The organism is Cohnella endophytica (genome assembly GCF_003628305.1).
In the GTDB taxonomy this organism is placed as follows: domain Bacteria; phylum Bacillota; class Bacilli; order Paenibacillales; family Paenibacillaceae; genus Cohnella; species Cohnella endophytica.
Window position 1 is genome coordinate 68,130 of sequence record NZ_RBZM01000006.1, and the last position, 17,520, is coordinate 85,649.

Annotated in this window: 8 protein-coding genes; all 8 read left to right on the plus strand. The window is 51.6% G+C overall.

Translation table 11 applies throughout. The features are described from left to right. Positions 1 to 233 precede the first annotated feature (233 nt). The 8 genes from D7Z26_RS14315 to D7Z26_RS14350 all read left to right on the plus strand — a co-directional run bounded on the left by D7Z26_RS14315 (position 234) and on the right by D7Z26_RS14350 (position 17,511). Entirely contained in the window at positions 234 to 6,653 is a 6,420-nt protein-coding gene (locus D7Z26_RS14315; protein ID WP_120977668.1) for a glycosyl hydrolase 53 family protein, read from the plus strand. Between the two features lie 120 nt (positions 6,654 to 6,773). Further along, entirely contained in the window at positions 6,774 to 8,816 is a 2,043-nt protein-coding gene (locus tag D7Z26_RS28005) for a serine hydrolase (protein ID WP_120977669.1), read from the plus strand. Between the two features lie 245 nt (positions 8,817 to 9,061). Then, entirely contained in the window at positions 9,062 to 10,816 is a 1,755-nt protein-coding gene (locus D7Z26_RS14325; protein ID WP_120977670.1) for a cache domain-containing sensor histidine kinase, read from the plus strand. A gap of 3 nt (positions 10,817 to 10,819) precedes the next feature. After that, entirely contained in the window at positions 10,820 to 11,614 is a 795-nt protein-coding gene (locus D7Z26_RS14330) for a response regulator transcription factor (RefSeq protein WP_120977671.1), read from the plus strand. Positions 11,615 to 11,748: 134 nt separating this feature from the next. Beyond that, the gene (locus D7Z26_RS14335) at positions 11,749 to 13,131 is read left to right on the plus strand and encodes an ABC transporter substrate-binding protein (protein WP_325050455.1); all 1,383 of its coding nucleotides are present in this window, start codon (positions 11,749 to 11,751) and stop codon (positions 13,129 to 13,131) included. A gap of 89 nt (positions 13,132 to 13,220) precedes the next feature. Next, entirely contained in the window at positions 13,221 to 14,087 is an 867-nt protein-coding gene (locus D7Z26_RS14340) for a carbohydrate ABC transporter permease (RefSeq protein WP_120977672.1), read from the plus strand. Then, entirely contained in the window at positions 14,087 to 14,914 is an 828-nt protein-coding gene (locus D7Z26_RS14345; RefSeq protein ID WP_233566960.1) for a carbohydrate ABC transporter permease, read from the plus strand. Before D7Z26_RS14340 ends, D7Z26_RS14345 begins: the two co-directional genes overlap by 1 nt. Positions 14,915 to 15,177: 263 nt before the next feature. After that, the gene (locus D7Z26_RS14350; protein ID WP_233566915.1) at positions 15,178 to 17,511 is read left to right on the plus strand and encodes a family 43 glycosylhydrolase; all 2,334 of its coding nucleotides are present in this window, start codon (positions 15,178 to 15,180) and stop codon (positions 17,509 to 17,511) included. Positions 17,512 to 17,520 lie beyond the last annotated feature (9 nt).

The following is a 17,520-nucleotide window of genomic DNA, read 5'->3' on the forward strand; positions in this document are numbered from 1 at the left end:
ATTATCCGTCGTCACTCTAGAATAAGCTGACTTTTACTGCGGAGTAAGGATATGGGAAATATCGAAACGCGGCTAACCTCTTCGGGGGCAGTGCCGCGTTTTTGCGTTGATAAAAGTGCTTATTCCTTTCCTTAGTGCCATGTAATCGTCATTTTGAAGCGTTTACAATTAGTGAGCACGCTTATTGAAGTTAGCTTACATAAAGATTCTATGAACAGAGGAGAGTTGATGAAATGAGAGGGTATCGCAGACTTCTATTGTCGTTTCTATCTTTAACCCTTGTAATAAGTTTGATATCGAGCGTATTTTCCGCGGGTGTTCACCAAGCTGCGGCGGCCGCATCCGATCCGGGGACCTTCATTAAGGGAGCCGATATTTCGACGCTGCAAGCGATCGAGGATGCCGGCGGCAAATACTTCGACAACGGCGTCGAGAAGGATTTGCTGGACATTCTCAAGGATCACGGCGTGAACTATATCCGACTGCGGGTATGGAATAACCCGGTTCAAGCCGGAGCCGACCCGAACGGGGTTTATTATAACGATAAAACCCATCTTGTCGCCTTGGCTCAGCGGGTGAAATCCAAAGGTCTGAAGCTTCTGGTAGATTTCCATTATTCCGACTTCTGGGCGGATCCCGGCGCTCAGGTCAAACCGGCGGAATGGGTTCAATATACGACGATCGCCGACCTGAAAGGCGCGCTGTACAATTACACGGCGGATGTCATGCAGACGCTGGAGGCGGTTAACGCTTACCCGGATATGGTGCAGATCGGCAACGAGATCAACCCGGGCATGCTGCTTAAGAACAATGCCGGCGACAGCTCGAACGCGTCGCTAAACGGTACGGGAGCGAACCTGGTCGAATTGATTAAGGAAGGGGTCCGCGCGGTACGCGAGACGACTCCAGCAGGAGCCGACCGAGTCAAGATCATGATCCATGTCGCGCATAGCTGGAGCTCTACGGATACGACTACGAATAGTTCCTACACGACTTTTTACGATAGGCTGAATAACAACAACGTCGATTTCGATGTCATCGGCCTCTCTTATTATCCTTACTGGCACGGTTCTTACAAAGCGTTCAAGAACGATATGAATTTCTTGTCCGCGAAATACAACAAAGAAGTGGTCATCGCCGAGACGGCTCATCCTTTCACTTTGGAAGACGGAGACGGATGGGAAAATATCGCGAAACAGACGGAAGGGGATACCAATGGGTTCCCGATTACGCCTGCCGGGCAAAAAGCGTTCTTAGAAACGGTTATGAATATGGTAGCCACGGTGAATAACGGCAAGGGATTAGGCGTTTTCTATTGGGAACCGGCGTGGATCCCGGTACCGAAGAAAGCGGGAGTCTATCAAGCCGGCTGGAAAGTTAACGAAGGCAACGCCTGGGATAATCAAGCCTTTTTCGACTTTCAGGGCAATGCGCTTCCTTCGCTTGACGCGTTCCGTTATTTACCTGGAAGTTTCCCGACGAAAGAGATCGCTACGATTATGCCGCTGGCGGGCGTAACGACCAACGTGAAGGTCAAGCCTACCCTCCCGGCTTCGGTGTCTCTTGTCTATAACGATGGAGATATGGGAAGCGTTGCCGTGACCTGGGATTGGAACGAGGCAGCGTTAGACAAGCTGAAGCAAGTGGGCACGTTTAAGTTATACGGTTCGGTTGCGGGATCTCCTATTCAAGCTTCTGTAAACATTACGACGAATCCGTCCGGTTCCGCTAATCTAGCGCTTAATCCGGGATTCGAGACAAGCAGCGGATCGGGTTCCAATGCGACGTTCGCAAGCTGGACGCCAACGAATACGACTGGAACGGTTTCCGCCGGAAACGGTAACGGTAATATCCATGGAGGCGCGAAATCGGTCAGCTACTACACGACGAAAGTAACCTCCTTCTCCTTAAAGCAAACGATATCCAACTTGACGCCGGGCAAAACCTACGTGCTTAAAGCGTGGAGCTCGGGAGATTCTTGGATTCCCGCGGGCGCCGACAAGCTGCAGCTTTTCGCGGATGACGCGGGCACCCGGATCAATAAGGACATGATTAACTACGCATGGAACGATTGGCGCCAGTATTCCTTGGAGATCGTTCCGACTAGCACATCGATTACGATCGGTCTGGACGTCACGACTCCGGCCGGCAACAAATGGGGCGTCTTCGACGACGTTGAATTCTACGAGGCGGTTTCGATTGCGAAATGGGGATCCGCGAAGACGTTGACCGCATCGCAAGTAGATCCGACCGGAATGAGCCTGAACTGGTCCGGGATCGACGATCCTGCCAGCGTGACGGGATATAAGGTGTATCAGAACGGCAAGCTGATCGCCTCCGACATTACGTCGACCAACTATCGCGTGACCGGGTTGTCGCAAGATACGTCTTATACCTTTAAGGTAGAAGCAAGCTACGGTTCGGACATTTGGACGTCAACCGGGCCTTCTGTCACCGTCAAGACGGAACCTTTCATGAAAGGCGTGGATATATCGACGCTTCAGGAGCTGGAGTCGCTTAACGTAAAGTTTTACGACAATGGCGTTCAGAAGGATCTGCTGGATATTCTGAAAGATAACGGAGTTAACTATATCCGCTTAAGAATATGGAACAATCCCGGCAGTAACGCGAGGTATTTCAACGATAAGGACAAAACCATTGCGATGGCGCAAAGAATTAAAGCCAAAGGGATGCGTTTCCTGCTTGATTTCCATTATTCCGATTTCTGGGCGGATCCTGGACAACAGAACAAACCCGCCGCTTGGAAAGATTTAAGCTTTACGGATTTGAAGAAGGCGCTATACGACTACACCGCGGATATTCTGAATTCGTTAAAGGCAAAGAACGCTTATCCGGACATGGTGCAGATCGGTAATGAAATCAATAACGGAATTTTGTGGGATACGGGCAAGACCCCTAACTTCGATAATTTAGCGGATTTGTTGAAGGAAGGAATTAAAGCCGTTCACGACACGAACCCGGCAAACCATGACACTAAGATCATGCTGCATCTTGCCGAGGGCGGAAACAACGAAATCTACGAAAATTTCTTCGACAATATGAAAAGCCGGAACGTCGAATACGATGTGATCGGGATGTCTTATTATCCGTACTGGCATGGCACTTTCGATCAATTGCAGCACAATATGGACGATATGGCCGAGCGTTACGGCAAGCAGGTTGTCGTAGCGGAAGCCGCCTACCCGTACAAGGTGTCCGCTTCCGGAGGTTTGGTCGGACAACCGCAGGTAGATATCGCCGGGTTCCCCGCTACGGTGGAAGGACAGAAAACGTACTTGCTCGCAACGATGAATGCGGTGTCCAAGGTCAAGAACGGCAAAGGAGCCGGCGTCTTCTATTGGGAGCCTGCCTGGATTACGGGTCCGGCGAACAACTGGGCGAATTTGGCGCTGTTCGACACTTCGGGCAATGCTCTGGATTCCCTAAAGGCTTATCAATATTTACCGGGAGATTCGATCCCGTTAAATAGAGTCAATGTGTTCGCATCTTTGGATTGCACGGTACCTAAACATACGACTCCGACGCTACCGGCAACGGTTAAAGTTCTATATAGCGACGGGTCGATCAAGGACGAGGCCGTTGTATGGGATTCCTACGATGCGACCAAACTCGGGATCGTAGGCAGCTTTACCCTTAACGGAACGATAGCGAATACGAATCTACGAGCGGCGATCAAGATCGTGGTCGTCCCTTATCAGAATTTGGTCAAAAACCCGGGATTCGAAACGGGAACGATGAGCGATTGGACGGTAACGGGAAGTAATCCGGAAGCGACCAGCATCGAGATTAATGCCGGAAACGCGCATACCGGCCAAGCGGCATTCCATTACGCAATGGGCAATAGCGGCGGAGATTTCAAGGTCCTTCAGCAATATACCGGTTTGGCGAACGGAACTTACAAGCTAACGGCATGGGTTTCGGGAGGCGGGGGCGACAACAAGCTTCAGCTGTATGCGGAAGGATTCGGCGACGTGAAGAAAACGGTTAACATCGCCAATACCGGCTGGGCTGCATGGAAGAAATATACAGTAGCCGATATTGTCGTCACGAACGGAACGGCTACGATCGGAGTGGACGCGCAATCGGCAAGCTCCGTATGGGGACAAATAGACGACATTGAATTTTATCAGGTCGTAGATGCTTCCGAAATTAAGGTGAGCGCCGTCGGAGGAGTAACGGAATTGAACGGCTCGCGTACCCTGCGGATGGTTGCCGAAGTAACACCTACTAACGCAACGGATGATACCGTTGCTTGGAGCGTGACTTCAGCGAACGGTTCGGCTACGAACGTGGCGGTCATCGATGCGAATAGCGGCGTGTTGTTCGCCAAAGCGAACGGAGTCGTGAAGGTAAAGGCGACTTCCAACGGTTCTCCCGGCGTATCGGGAGAGACGCTGATCACGATTTCCAATGTTGCGCCATTAACGTTAGTAACGGGCAGCAATTTCAGTTCCGTTACGGGAGGACAGGCGGCAACGCAAGCGGCAGCTCCGTTTGACGGAAATACGACGACGTATTTCAATACCGGTGCGAATAACGCATACGTCGGCAAGGATCTCGGAGCGGGCAATGACAAACAAGTAACGACGGTGAGATTTTATCCGCGCACGGGCTTTGAGAATCTAATGGCAGGAGCAATTATTCAAGGTTCTAACTCGGGCACGAACACAGGGTACGATAATCTGTATACGATCTCCGGAACTCCTGCCGCCGGATGGAACGTAGTTTCCCTAAGCAACAATAAATCGTACAGATACTATCGGTTGGCGCCAGTCAACGGACAATCTGGCTCTAACGTAGCGGAGCTAGAATTCTACTACGGGGTAAGCAAAGCAACGTTGGTCGATAAAATTACAACCGCGCTTGCGTTAAGCGAAGCGCAGTATACAACGGAGACGTGGGCTACGCTTCAAACCGCATTGACGGCCGCAATCGGCGTGAATGCGAATATCGAAGCCGCGCAGGCGGAAGTTAATGCTGCGGCAACGGCATTGCATTCGGCGATTGCCGGTCTAGTCGAACAAGAGACCGAAACTGGCGAACCGGGAGTTAGCAAGACGATCCTAGTCGCTAAAATCACGGCGGCTCAAGCACTAGATAGCACGCAGTATACGACGGAGACATGGGCTACGCTGCAAACCGCGTTGACGGCCGCAGTAAGCGTAAATACGAACACCGATGCCACGCAGTCGGAGGTTAATGCTGCGGCAGCGGCCTTGCAAACGGCGATTGCCGGGCTAGTCGAGAGCGAGCCTGAAGTAGGCGAGCCGGAAGTCAGCAAGACGGCTCTAGTCGAAGTAATCACGACTGCGCAGGCATTGGATAGCACGAAGTTTACCGCGGAGACGTGGGCTACGTTGCTAACCGCGTTAACGGCCGCAGTCGACGCGAATGAGAATACGGAAGCCGCGCAGTCGGAGGTAGATGCCGCGGCGGCAGCCTTGCAGGCGGCGATTGCCGGGTTAATCCGGGTTTCGGATAACAATAATCCATTGCCGCAAACGCCGGTCACACCGGTAAGCCCGGGAACGATAGCGTTAACTTCCGCAGAGCTTATTCCCGATGCCAAAGGAAACGTAGCGGTCAAGCTTTCATCGGAATCCAAGGAAGTGAAGATTCCATTGTCGGCTATCCGGAACGAAGCAATCAAGAATATCAACCTGCAAGGAGAAAACGTCTCGTTCGGTATTCCTTCCGCGCTGTTTAAGCAGCTTGAGGCTCTCGTCTCAAAGAATGATGCGGCCGGAAGCTCAATATCCTTGACATGGTCTCCGCTTTCTCCTTCGGCGACCGAACAGTTGTTGAACCAAGCTAGCACGCGAATGGCGGCGCAGGTTAAGGCAGTCGGAGAAGTATACGAGTTCAATTTCTCGATTACGACGAATAACGGCGCTACGCAGCTTCTCGGTAAGTTTAACGAACCGATGACGCTACGTCTGAAGGTTGCTGCCGGAGCGGATCCTAATGTTACCGGCGTTTACTACATCGGTAATGATGGCAAGCTTGAATATGTCGAAGGGTATTTCGACAATGGAGAGTTAGTCGTTCAAGTCAATCATTTCAGCAAATATGCGGCGCTTGAATTGAAAAAGACGTTTAAGGATGTCCAACCTAACCATTGGGCAGCGCAAGTCATTGCCGCATTGGCAGCCAAACAAATCGTTAACGGCGTCGATGCCGCAAGCTTTGAACCGAATCGTAACATTACGCGGGCAGAATTCACGGCATTGCTCGTTCATGTCCTGAAGCTGACCGACAAGGGAACGAAATCGTTTACCGACGTTCCGGAAAACGCATGGTATGCCGATGCGGTAGCATTAGCTTATCAAGCGGGGATCGTAAATGGCCGTAACTCGAATGCCTTCGATCCGGAGGGGCTGATCTCTAGGGAGGAAATGGTTACCATGCTTATGAAAGCTTACGCATGGAAACACTCCGCTCCGATAGGAAATACGACTAGCCAGACTCCTTTCACGGATACGAGTTCGATTTCCTCATGGGCGAGAGAATATGCGCGTTTAGCGCACGATTTATCGCTGATCAACGGTAAAGGCGCGGGAGTGTTCGCTCCCAAAGCGTTGACTACCAGAGCGGAAGCGGCGCAGGTGATCTACAATCTGATTACTCACTAGAAGTAAAATCGGAGGCACTCCCGCGACAATTGCGGGAGTGCCTTTTTATCGAATTCCAATATTGACTAAATTCGTCATGCCCACTAGGCTATAGTTATTCTGCCGATAGGAGCGAGTCATATGTCTACGCATACTTTGCCAAGATGCACGCCGGAGGAGCAAGGTGTGTCCTCCGAAGCTCTAATTGAGTTCGTGGACTCCTTGGAGCAAAGCGGACAGGAGATTCACACGTTCATGCTCATTAGGGCCGGCCACGTCATCGCCGAAGGGGGATGGAAGCCGTATACGCCGCAATCGTTACGTCTTAGCAACTCCGTCAGCAAGAGCTTTACGTCGGCGGCCGTCGGATTTGCCGTGTCCGAAGGAAAACTGTCGGTCGACGATCGGGTGCTTTCCTTCTTTCCGGAACGAACGCCTTCCGAGCCTTCGCCAGGTTGGTCCGATATGACAGTCAAGCATTTGCTGACGATGTCGACCGGACAGACCGAGGATCCGGTGTATCGTTTTATGGAGCGCGAGGACGGAGATTGGGTACGCGTATTCATGGATACCCCGGTCCTAGAAGCGCCGGGTTCCCGGTTTCTCTATAATAGCGGCGCAAGCTATATGCTTTCCGCGATCGTTCAACAAGCGACGGGACAAACCGTAATGGATTACTTGACGCCTCGATTATTCGAGCCTTTGGGCATTCGCGACATCCATTGGGAAGCTTGCCCAAGGGGCGTTACGGTAGGCGGTTGGGGTCTGAGCGTCTCCACCGAGCATATCGCGAAGTTCGGGCAATTGTACTTGAACAAAGGCATTTGGAATGGGAAGAAACTGTTGCCGGAGGCATGGATCGAGGAATCCTCGCGTAGCCATATTGCCAATGGAGACGATCCGAATAACGATTGGTCCCAAGGGTATGGTTATCAATTCTGGATGTGCAGACATGGCGCGTACAGAGCGGACGGAGCGTTCGGACAAGTCGCGATCGTGATGCCCGAGCAGGATGCCGTTCTGGCTTTCACCGCGGCCGTCACCGACTTGGCACCGGTGATGGACCGTGTGTGGGAGACGCTGCTTCCCGCTCTTAACGAGCGCAAAGAAGCGATGCCCGCCAACGCAGCAGGACATGCGGCGCTTGCCGATAAGCTCGTCGCGCTTGCCTTGAAGACGGAGGGAAATCGGGTCAGCCCCGACAACCGGAAAATCGCGAGGCATTTCATCATGGAACAGAACGAAGCTTGTATCCAAGAGTTGACGATACGTATCGATTCTCTAACGTATAAGCTCGACATCGTCCAATCGGGAGTCGTTCGCCGCGTCGAACTCGGGCAGAACGACTGGGCAATCAACGAGTGGAATACCCGAAACAGGAAAATACGATTCTCGGCATCCGCAGCCTGGGAGGACGAGAACACGTTCGTAATGACGGTAAGACAATTGGAGACGGCTTACAAAGAGCGCTTCGAGTTTCGTATTGACGGCGATAAGCTAGCGGTAACGCATAAGAAAGAATTCGATGTGTTCCCCTCTCGCATATTTGCCTTGTCTGGGGAAGCGAGAGCGGCGTCCAAGATTTATAACGAAGTAAAAACCGAAGACAAGCTTCTTGCGATCACCTTCGACGATGGACCGAACCCGGAGTGGACTCCTCTATTTCTAGAAGTATTCCGGAAGCATGGCGCTAAAGCGACTTTCTACGTGTTAGGAACGAACATGGAACAATACCCCGATCTCGCGAAGCGAATCTACGAGGAAGGGCATGAACTGGGCAATCATAGTTACTCCCATCCCCATCTTCCCGAGCTCGGGAGGGAAGAGCAATTCGAGGAGCTGTTAAGAGCGGAGAAACTCATCGTCGAAGCGATCGGAACAAAACCGAACACGTTCCGGCCTCCTTTCCTGGATGTCAGCGACGATTTGCTTTCGGTGGCCGAACAATTCGGTTATCCCATCATTCATGCTCTGAACACGGATTCGCGCGATTGGGAAACTCCGGGCGTCGAGTATATTCTGGAATCGTCGCGCGCCGGGGTTCGTAAGGGGGCCATCCTGTTATTCCATGACGGGTTCGGGGACCGTTCCCAATCGTTGGAGGCGATTTCGATTCTGGTTCCGGAGCTGATCGAACAGGGCTATAGCCTCGTGACGGTAAGCGAATTGCTGGGAATCGCGTAAGATTGGGCGTAAACGGGACGAAGCGGGGAGTTACCTCTGCTTCGTCCCGTTTTTTGAACCGATGCTCATTCGGATTCTTGGTCGCGGCCAGAACCGAATCCAAAAATATCGGACGCGATTCTATGAAATTAGAACTATTTTTTCCTTTCACGATTCGTTAAAATTATACAATTAAGTACTTACAGTGGCCTGATCTTGTAAGTCAAGTCAGGCAGAATTTGATTTCAAAGGCGGGCGTTGGACTCATGAGATGGTCATCGATGCTGTTATCCCCGTTCCGATTCCGCAAAGTCAGAAGTCGATTCATGGTCGCCATGATTCTGTTGTCCGTATCTCCTCTGTTTCTCCTCGGTTATATTTCCTTCAATATCGCGAAAGATACCCTAACGCTTAACAATGAACAGACGAATATCGACCACTTGCAAACGTCCAGCGAAGTGGCCGATTTGATTTTCCGTAACATCGTGAGCCTGAACCGCTCTATCGTCTTGAACGACGAAATTCGCAACGACCTGCGAGACAGCAAGGTCAATTCTAGCATGCAACAGATCGAGATGAACGCAACGACCATCGATAGGCTGCAAAAGCTGATCAATAGCAATTCCTACGACACGCGTTACGTCGATTCGCTTTGCGTAATCGATCTCTATTATCAAACCTATTGCATGGGAAGATCCGACGACGCGGGTATCTATGAGACGCCGACTAAGAAGCATGACATAGAAGAAACGGATTGGTACAAAGAAGCCGTCGATGCCAAAGGCAGAGTCGTATTTTTCAGCAATAACGTACTCGGAGACAAGTCCGATGTTTTCTCGACGGTTAAGCTGTTCCGCGACTCCGAGGATCCGCACGGCAGACCGATCGGCCTGTTAATCGTGAATCTATCGAAGTCCATGTTCAGCCGGGTATTCATCGGAGTTCATAATAACGGCACTTTCATGGCGGTGGATTCCGCGCAAGGCGCGCTTAAGGTGGTCTATAAGGATGCCAAGTCCATCGCATTGCCTGTCATGGAAGGCAGCTTATCCGATACGGTGAACAAATTGCGCGGCCAAGGTTATTTGGTTAGCGAGTATCGGAACCAGACGACGGGATGGACGTTAATGCATCTTATTCAGAAGAAGGAGCTGCTGAAGCAGTCTAATCGAATCGGCACGGCGACCGCCCTGATCGCAACAGCAATCGCGTTAGTGGCGTTGCTGCTGTCGGTCATTATCTCGGGCACGATCACGAAGCCGCTCATTCAGATCAAGAAAATGATGGTGGACTGGAACAAAGGAATAAGAGAATTCGACGGCAAATTCTCGAAGGACGAGGTCGGTACGATCGGCGAGACGTTCAAGCGCATTTCTTCGGAGAACGAGGAGCTGACCGAGAGGCTTATCCACTCGGAGTTGAAGGAGAGGGAGGCCGAGTTGCGTTCTCTTCAGGCGCAAATCAAGCCCCATTTCCTCTATAACACGCTGGATTCGATCTATTGGATGGCCCGATTGAAGAAGCATGAGGAAGCTGCCCAGATGGCGCTATCCTTGTCCGAGAGCTTCAAGCTCAGCCTCAATAAAGGCAAAGAGACGATTCCCGTCTTCAAGGAGCTTCAGCATATCCAACATTACATGACGATCCAGAACATTCGGTACAACAATCGCTTTACCTATCGCGCGAATATTGAAGAATCGATCATGAATACCGAAATTCTGAAGCTGATCGTTCAACCTCTTGTGGAAAACGCGATCTACCATGGTCTCGAGCCCAAGCTTGGAGACGGGAAAATCGAGGTGTCGGGGAGAAAAGACGGAGATTATTTCGTGTTCGTCGTCGAGGACGATGGGGTAGGCATCGAAGATATGTCGGTTACCCAACAAGGTTACGGACTTACCAATGTGAGAGAACGAATAGTGCTTTACTACGGGGCGTCCAGCTCTTTCAGAATTACGAGCGGCGCCGGCGTAGGCACGAAGGTTGAAGTGAGATTCAAACCCTATAACGAGGAGGCGTAAGCCATGCTTAAAGCCGTTGTATTCGACGATGAATATATCGTGATCGAAGCGTTGCGGACGCTCATTGATTGGACGGGTTTAGAGGTTGAACTGGTCGGGACGGCGGGCGACGGCGTCGCCGCCCTTGAGATTTTCAGACAAGAGAAGCCCGATATTGTGCTGACCGACATCCGGATGCCGGGGATGGATGGCCTGCAGCTGATTCAGGAAATCATGCGCGAAGCCGAAGATACCTGCTGCATCGTATTCAGCGGCTTCAACGAATTCGAATACGTGAAACAGGCGATCCAGCTAGGCGTTATCGATTATTTGGAGAAGCCGATTACGGATGAGAGCGTGGAAAGGTCCTTGCGCAAGGCGGCGGGCAGAATCCTTAGCCAACGCGAGACGAAGGAGATTCGCAGGAAGTGGGAGGATAGTCAGCGCGAATTGATGGAGAAAGCGCTCTTGGACGGTCAAGCGTTGGACGAGGGTCAACAGCCTAAGAGCTCCGCGGTCGAACGGGCTCGCGCTTATATCGTGCAGCACGTGAACCGCGACTTATCGCTGCAGGAGGTAGCCGAGCACGTGGGCATGAATGCCGCATACTTGAGCGTTCTGTTCAAGGAGGAAACGGGCGAGACGTATATCAAATTTCTGACCCGTTACCGGATGGAACTGGCCAAAATGCTGCTGCGCAAGGGACTGAAAGTGAATGAAGTAAGCGAGCGGATCGGCTATCATACGTACCGGCATTTCTCGGAAGTATTCAAGAAATCCACCGGCACTACCCCCGGACAATTCCGGGACGACATCTAAAAAAATCGGACGCTTAACAATGAAATGACCCACTGATCGTTGCCCGGGGCGGGATTTATAATGAGGGTATGGGAACCCGGGCCCTGTTTCTATCATGATTTGCCGATCGATAATCATTCAGGGGGACACTGATCATGGGAATGTCGAATACAGGAAAATCGAAAAAATACGTAACCGTTTTATCGAGCGCATTGTTGTTTGCCGGATTACTGGCCGGTTGCGGAGGCTCGAATAACAACGACAATGCTTCGCCATCCGTTAGCGCATCGCAGTCCGAGAGCGCTTCGCCGGCGGAGACCGAATCCAGCAAACCGCAGGAGAAGGTTACGATCTCTTTGCTCGTCGATAATTCGCAAGATGCGGTTAGCGTAGCCAAGGCTTTGGTAGATGCCTTCCAAGCGAAAAACCCGAACATCACGGTCGAGACGGAAACTCGTCCGGCCGGCAGCGAAGGCGACAACTTCGTGAAGACGCGTTTATCGACCGGAGATATGAATGACGTCTTTTTCTACAACTCCGGTTCGCTTATGCAAGCGCTTAATCCGGAGCAGAATATCCTGGATGTCACGAACGAGCCTTGGGAGGCCGACGTCATCGACTCCTTCAAGCAAACCGTGACCTTTAACGGCAAACAATATGGAGCTCCGACGAACGCAACGATGGGCGGCGGTTGGTTCTACAATAAGAAAATCTACGCGCAACTCGGACTTTCCGTACCGAAGACTTGGGCCGAATTGATGGAGAACAACAAGAAGATCAAGGAAGCGGGCATTACCGCAATTATCGGAACCTACAAGGATACGTGGACTTCGCAGCTCATCATGTTGGCGGATTATTATAACGTGCAAGCGGAAGCTCCGAACTTCGCGGCCGACTATACGGCGAATAAAGCGAAATATGCGACAACGCCCGCCGCATTAAGAAGCTTCCAGAAGCTTGAAGAGACGGTAGGCTACATGAACAAGGATTACTTGGCCGCAACTTTGGATTCGGGTATCAAGATGCTAGCCGAAGGCAAGGGCGCACACTATCCGATGCTCACCTTTATCATCCCGACCATCGCGCAGAACAATCCCGAGGCGATCAACGATATCGGATTTTTCGCCCAGCCCGGCGATGACGCGGACAAGAACGGAGTCACGGTATGGATGTCCCCGGCGGCTTATATTTACAAAAACTCTCAACACGTCGAAGAGGCGAAGAAGTTCCTAGCCTTCATCGCCTCCCCGGAGGGGATGGCCGCGGTCGGAACGGTGTCCCAACCGACTGGCCCTTACGTCGTCAAAGGCGCTGCGATGCCGGACAATGTCCCGCAAGTCGTCAAAGACATGCTCCCTTATTTCGATTCCGGCAAAACGGCTCCGGCGCTCGAATACGTCTCTCCGATCAAGGGACCAAGCCTTGAACAGATTACGGTCGAGGTAGGTGCAGGGAAACGGAAGGCGGCGGACGCGGCTGCCATGTACGACAAAGACGTAGAGAAGCAAGCGCAACAACTCGGACTCGCCGGCTGGTAAAAGCCACAAACGTCAAAAGGACATCTTGCTGTTGTCCTTTTGACGTTTATAGGGTCGGTTTCCAATAAACATTTGCAAGGGGAATCGAAATGAACAAGGTATGGAAAAGAACCTACACCTACTACTTCCTGCTGCCTGCGGCGATTATCTACCTCGTCATTTTCATATTGCCGACGTTCATGTCCTTTTTCTTCAGCATGACCCGTTGGACGCTACAGGATTGGACCTTTACCGGGCTCCAGAACTTCAAGACGTTCTTCTACGAGTCGTCGCTCAATATCGGCTTCAAGAACACGTTCGTCTACGCCGTCGTTACCTGCGGCTTAAAGGTCGTATTCGGGCTGCTTCTGGGCGTCTTCCTTACTTCGAAAATACGGACCAAAAACTATCTCAGATCCGTCGTGTTTTTCCCCACCTTGGTAAGCACGATTGCCGTCGGCATCGCCTTCAGCACGCTTATGCATCCGACGGAGGGTTTGATCAACACCACGCTGGCTTCCCTAGGAATATCCGGTCCGGATTGGCTGGGGGATACGCGAATCGCGTTGCTGTCGGTTGCCTTCGTAGACGTCTGGAAAGGCGTCGGCTTCGCAACGGTTATCTATATCGCGGGCATCATGTCCATTCCCGAGGATTATTACGAAGCTTTGCAGATTGACGGAGGAAATTCCTGGAACAAGTTCTGGAACATCATCCTTCCGTTGAGCCGATCGGCTACAAATACGGTCATCATCCTTGCGTTCATCGGCGGCTTGCGCAGCTTCGACATTCTATGGCCGATGACCCGCGGGGGTCCCGGCTTTGCAACGGACGTTATTGCCTCCATCATCTATAAACAATATCAAGCCGGCTTCTATGGCTTGGCAACGGCAGGTAACGTCATCTTGTTCCTTTTCGTGTCCTTGCTCGCCTTCCCGCTGTCGCTCTACCTGAACCGAAAAGAGGTGGACCTGTGATTCGCAAACTCAATCGTTTCAGCGTAGAAGCCGGAGCGGTTCTGGCTTCGGTCGTTATTTTCTGGATTCCGCTTTATTTCGTGCTCGTTAATGCCATGAAGGATAAGAGAGGCGCTTCTCTGCGCAGCATGGCTTGGCCGACCTCTAACCACCTCTGGAGCAACGTCAAGGAAGTCATTAAAGCGCGGGATCACATGCTGATTCACGCCTTCATTAACAGTACTACGTTGACGGTCTTATCAATCGCCATATTACTGATCGTGTGCGCGATGGCCGGCTTCGTCATGCAAAGGCGCTCCGACCGGTTTACGCCTTGGATTAGCTTCTTCGTGCTGGCGGGGTTGATCATCCCTCCTGCTATCGTCCCTACGATCTGGGTGCTAGAAAAGCTGCACCTCTTCAAGACGATGCTAGGAATCATCATGGTAGAGGTAGCTTTAGCGTTCCCGTTCGGCGTGTTGCTGTACCGAGGCTTCATGGGAGCGATTCCCCGGGAGATCGACGAAGCATCCGTGGTCGATGGGTGCGGCGGGTTTCGATTGTTTTTCCAAATTATTTTTCCGCTGTTGAAGCCCGTGAACGCGACGATCATCGTGACCTCGTCGGTAGCGATTTTCAACGATTTCACCAACCCGCTCTACTTTTTCCCGGGCTCCAAGAACGCGACGGTACAGCTAACGCTCTACAACTTCATGAGTCAATTCGTGTCGCAATACAACCTGCTCTATACGAACATTCTGCTTATCACCCTCCCTCCGCTCGTGCTGTTCATTATCTTCAATAAGAAGATCGTGGCGGGGATCACGGCGGGGGCCGTAAAGGGGTGAGGATTAGGGCCCGCCCCCCAACGATGAACGATATCTTTTTTGGGGATGGCGGGTTTGATTTTTCCATTTAGGAGGACTGTCTGCAAGAAACGATATCGAAAATACGGGAGGAATAAATGATGTCGGGAAAATTGAGAAAGACGGTAACCTTTGCGTGTTTATTATTCGCTCTATTATTTCCCTTTTCGGGTGCTTTTGCCTATACGAACTATATGACGCTTCCTAGCGAAAACGCTAACGATGGGATAGGAGACCCTTTTGTAATGAAATACAATGGGACGTTCTATCTTTATACGAGTACGGGACAGGGGTATACCGGTTTTAAATGCTGGAGCTCGACCGATGCGGTTAACTGGACCTACGCGGGAATATGTTCTGCCGAGGCCATCACGAACGATGGTTATGCTCCCGAAGTGGTTTATTGGAACGGCACGTTCTACATGTATACTTCTCCGAAGGGCCAAGGTCATTATGTGTTAACCAGCAGTAGCCCGACAGGGCCGTTTACCCTCGCCACCGGCAACTTGGGGCACAGCATAGACGGGTCCGTCTTTATCGACGACAATGGCAGCTGGACCTTCTACAGCGCGGGCGGCGACGGCATTCACGCGGCTCCCATGAGCAGTCCCACGTCGATCGGAACCGATGTGGTTCTGGGAGGTACGCAAATGAGCGGACAGTGGACGGAAGGCCCGACGGTTATCAAGAGAAACGGCACATATTATCTCACCGCTACCGGAAACCATGTCCTCAGCCCCGGATATCGGGTAAATGCCTTCTCGAATACGACGGGACCGCGTCAAGCTTTTACCCCGAATAATACGAATCCGATACTGTTGAGCAGCGAAGGCTCCAATATAGGCTTAGGGCACAACAGCATTTTTATCGGACCGGATCTGGATACGTATTATACGGTTTATCACAATTTAACGGGTGCTCCGGGAGGTTTGCCGATACGGAAAGTTAATTTCGACGCCATCGGTTGGAACGGCGACAAGATGGTCATGTACGGGCCTACGAATTGGGCGATGCCGAACCCTGCTTTGCCGAACTTCGAGGATCGATTCCAGAGAGCGAGCGTAGGAACCGGATACTCCAATCTGAACGGAGGCACTTGGGGGATCACGAACAATTTCATGTATCAGAGCGCTAAGGGAAGTACGGCATTTTATATCAACTATGAAAATACGTTTACGACCGCAAGCGACTACACCGCGGAATATAACGTGAAGGAAATTTCCAAGGGAACGTCGGGACCTAAACTCGGCGCCGTATACGGATACGTGGATGCAAGCAACTACGGCGTCGCGATCTTAAACGGCAATTTAAATCGGCTCGAGACGGTTACGTTGGTAAACGGGGTATGGGATACGCAAGTGAATACGCCCCTGCCGGCCGGCTTCGACATTACCAAATTGCATACGATTCGCATCGAGAAATCCGGAACGACTTATAAGTATTTCGTCGATAAGATGCTGCTCGAAACGAAGGTCACGACGAGATTGGGAGCCGGCAAGGTCGGGTATTTGTCCTGCGACGACGAAGCTCAATTCGGCTATATCGCCGTCAGCAACAAAGTGAACGGAAGCGGCATCTTCGATATGTACAAACCAATTCCGGGCACGATTCAGGCGGTTCATTACAATTCCGGCGGCGAAGGCGTAGGTTATCACGATACGACAAGCGGCAACGCGGGCGGAAAATATATCCGAAACGATAACGTCGATATCCGCGACAATCCCGAAGGCGGACACAATATCGGTTGGAACAGTACGGGAGAATGGTATAAGTATAATGTAAACGTTAAAGCGAACGGGTCGTATAACTTAGGTTTACGATATGCAACGACCTATACCGGAACTCAAGTGCGGGTATGGCTAGACTCCACGGACGTCACGGGCGTGGTTACCCTTCCGAGTACGGGCGGCTGGGATAACTGGCAAACGTATACGATCAAAGGCTTGAACCTGACGGCAGGAAACCACACCCTGAAAGTCGAAACCGTAACGGGCGAATTCGATTTCTATACGTTGCAATTTAATAGCGCGGATAACTCGTCCTTCACGAAGACGGACAACTTCGCCACCGCCTTTAGCGCCGATTGGAACTGGAGCGGCGGCAACTGGGCCATCGAAAGCGGAGAAGCAAGCATCGATAATATCGGCAAACGGACGCTCGGAAGCACGGGCTGGTCGGATTACACCGTCGAGGCCGATATTAAAGGGATCGATGCTTTAAACAGCGGGATCATGGTTCGGGTGCAAAATCCCGCCCAGGGCGGCGCCGGCAACGATCCCGGTCTTGGAACCGACTTCTACCAAGGATACTTTGCCGGCATATCGCCCACTCAAATCGTGCTCGGCAAACAGAATTACAACTGGACCACCTTGAACACCGCTGCCGGGACCTACAATCTCAACACCTGGTACCATATGAAAGTAGTCGTCAGCGGCAACAACATCAAAGTCTATGTCGGAGATATGGTCAATCCCAAAATCGATTTTACCGACAACGTTAATCCGTTCATCACCGGGAAAGTAGGCCTCAGATCCCACTATGCCCATACTCACTTCGATAACTTCAGCGTGACGCATTAATTTTCCGAG

Bases quoted from the DNA above. Each gene is read 5' to 3' on its own strand.
- D7Z26_RS14315 (WP_120977668.1), top strand. From the start codon at position 234: ATGAGAGGGTATCGCAGACTTCTATTGTCGTTTCTATCTTTAACCCTT.
- D7Z26_RS28005 (WP_120977669.1), top strand. From the start codon at position 6,774: ATGTCTACGCATACTTTGCCAAGATGCACGCCGGAGGAGCAAGGTGTG.
- D7Z26_RS14325 (WP_120977670.1), top strand. From the start codon at position 9,062: ATGAGATGGTCATCGATGCTGTTATCCCCGTTCCGATTCCGCAAAGTC.
- D7Z26_RS14330 (WP_120977671.1), top strand. From the start codon at position 10,820: ATGCTTAAAGCCGTTGTATTCGACGATGAATATATCGTGATCGAAGCG.
- D7Z26_RS14335 (WP_325050455.1), top strand. From the start codon at position 11,749: ATGGGAATGTCGAATACAGGAAAATCGAAAAAATACGTAACCGTTTTA.
- D7Z26_RS14340 (WP_120977672.1), top strand. From the start codon at position 13,221: ATGAACAAGGTATGGAAAAGAACCTACACCTACTACTTCCTGCTGCCT.
- D7Z26_RS14350 (WP_233566915.1), top strand. From the start codon at position 15,178: ATGAAATACAATGGGACGTTCTATCTTTATACGAGTACGGGACAGGGG.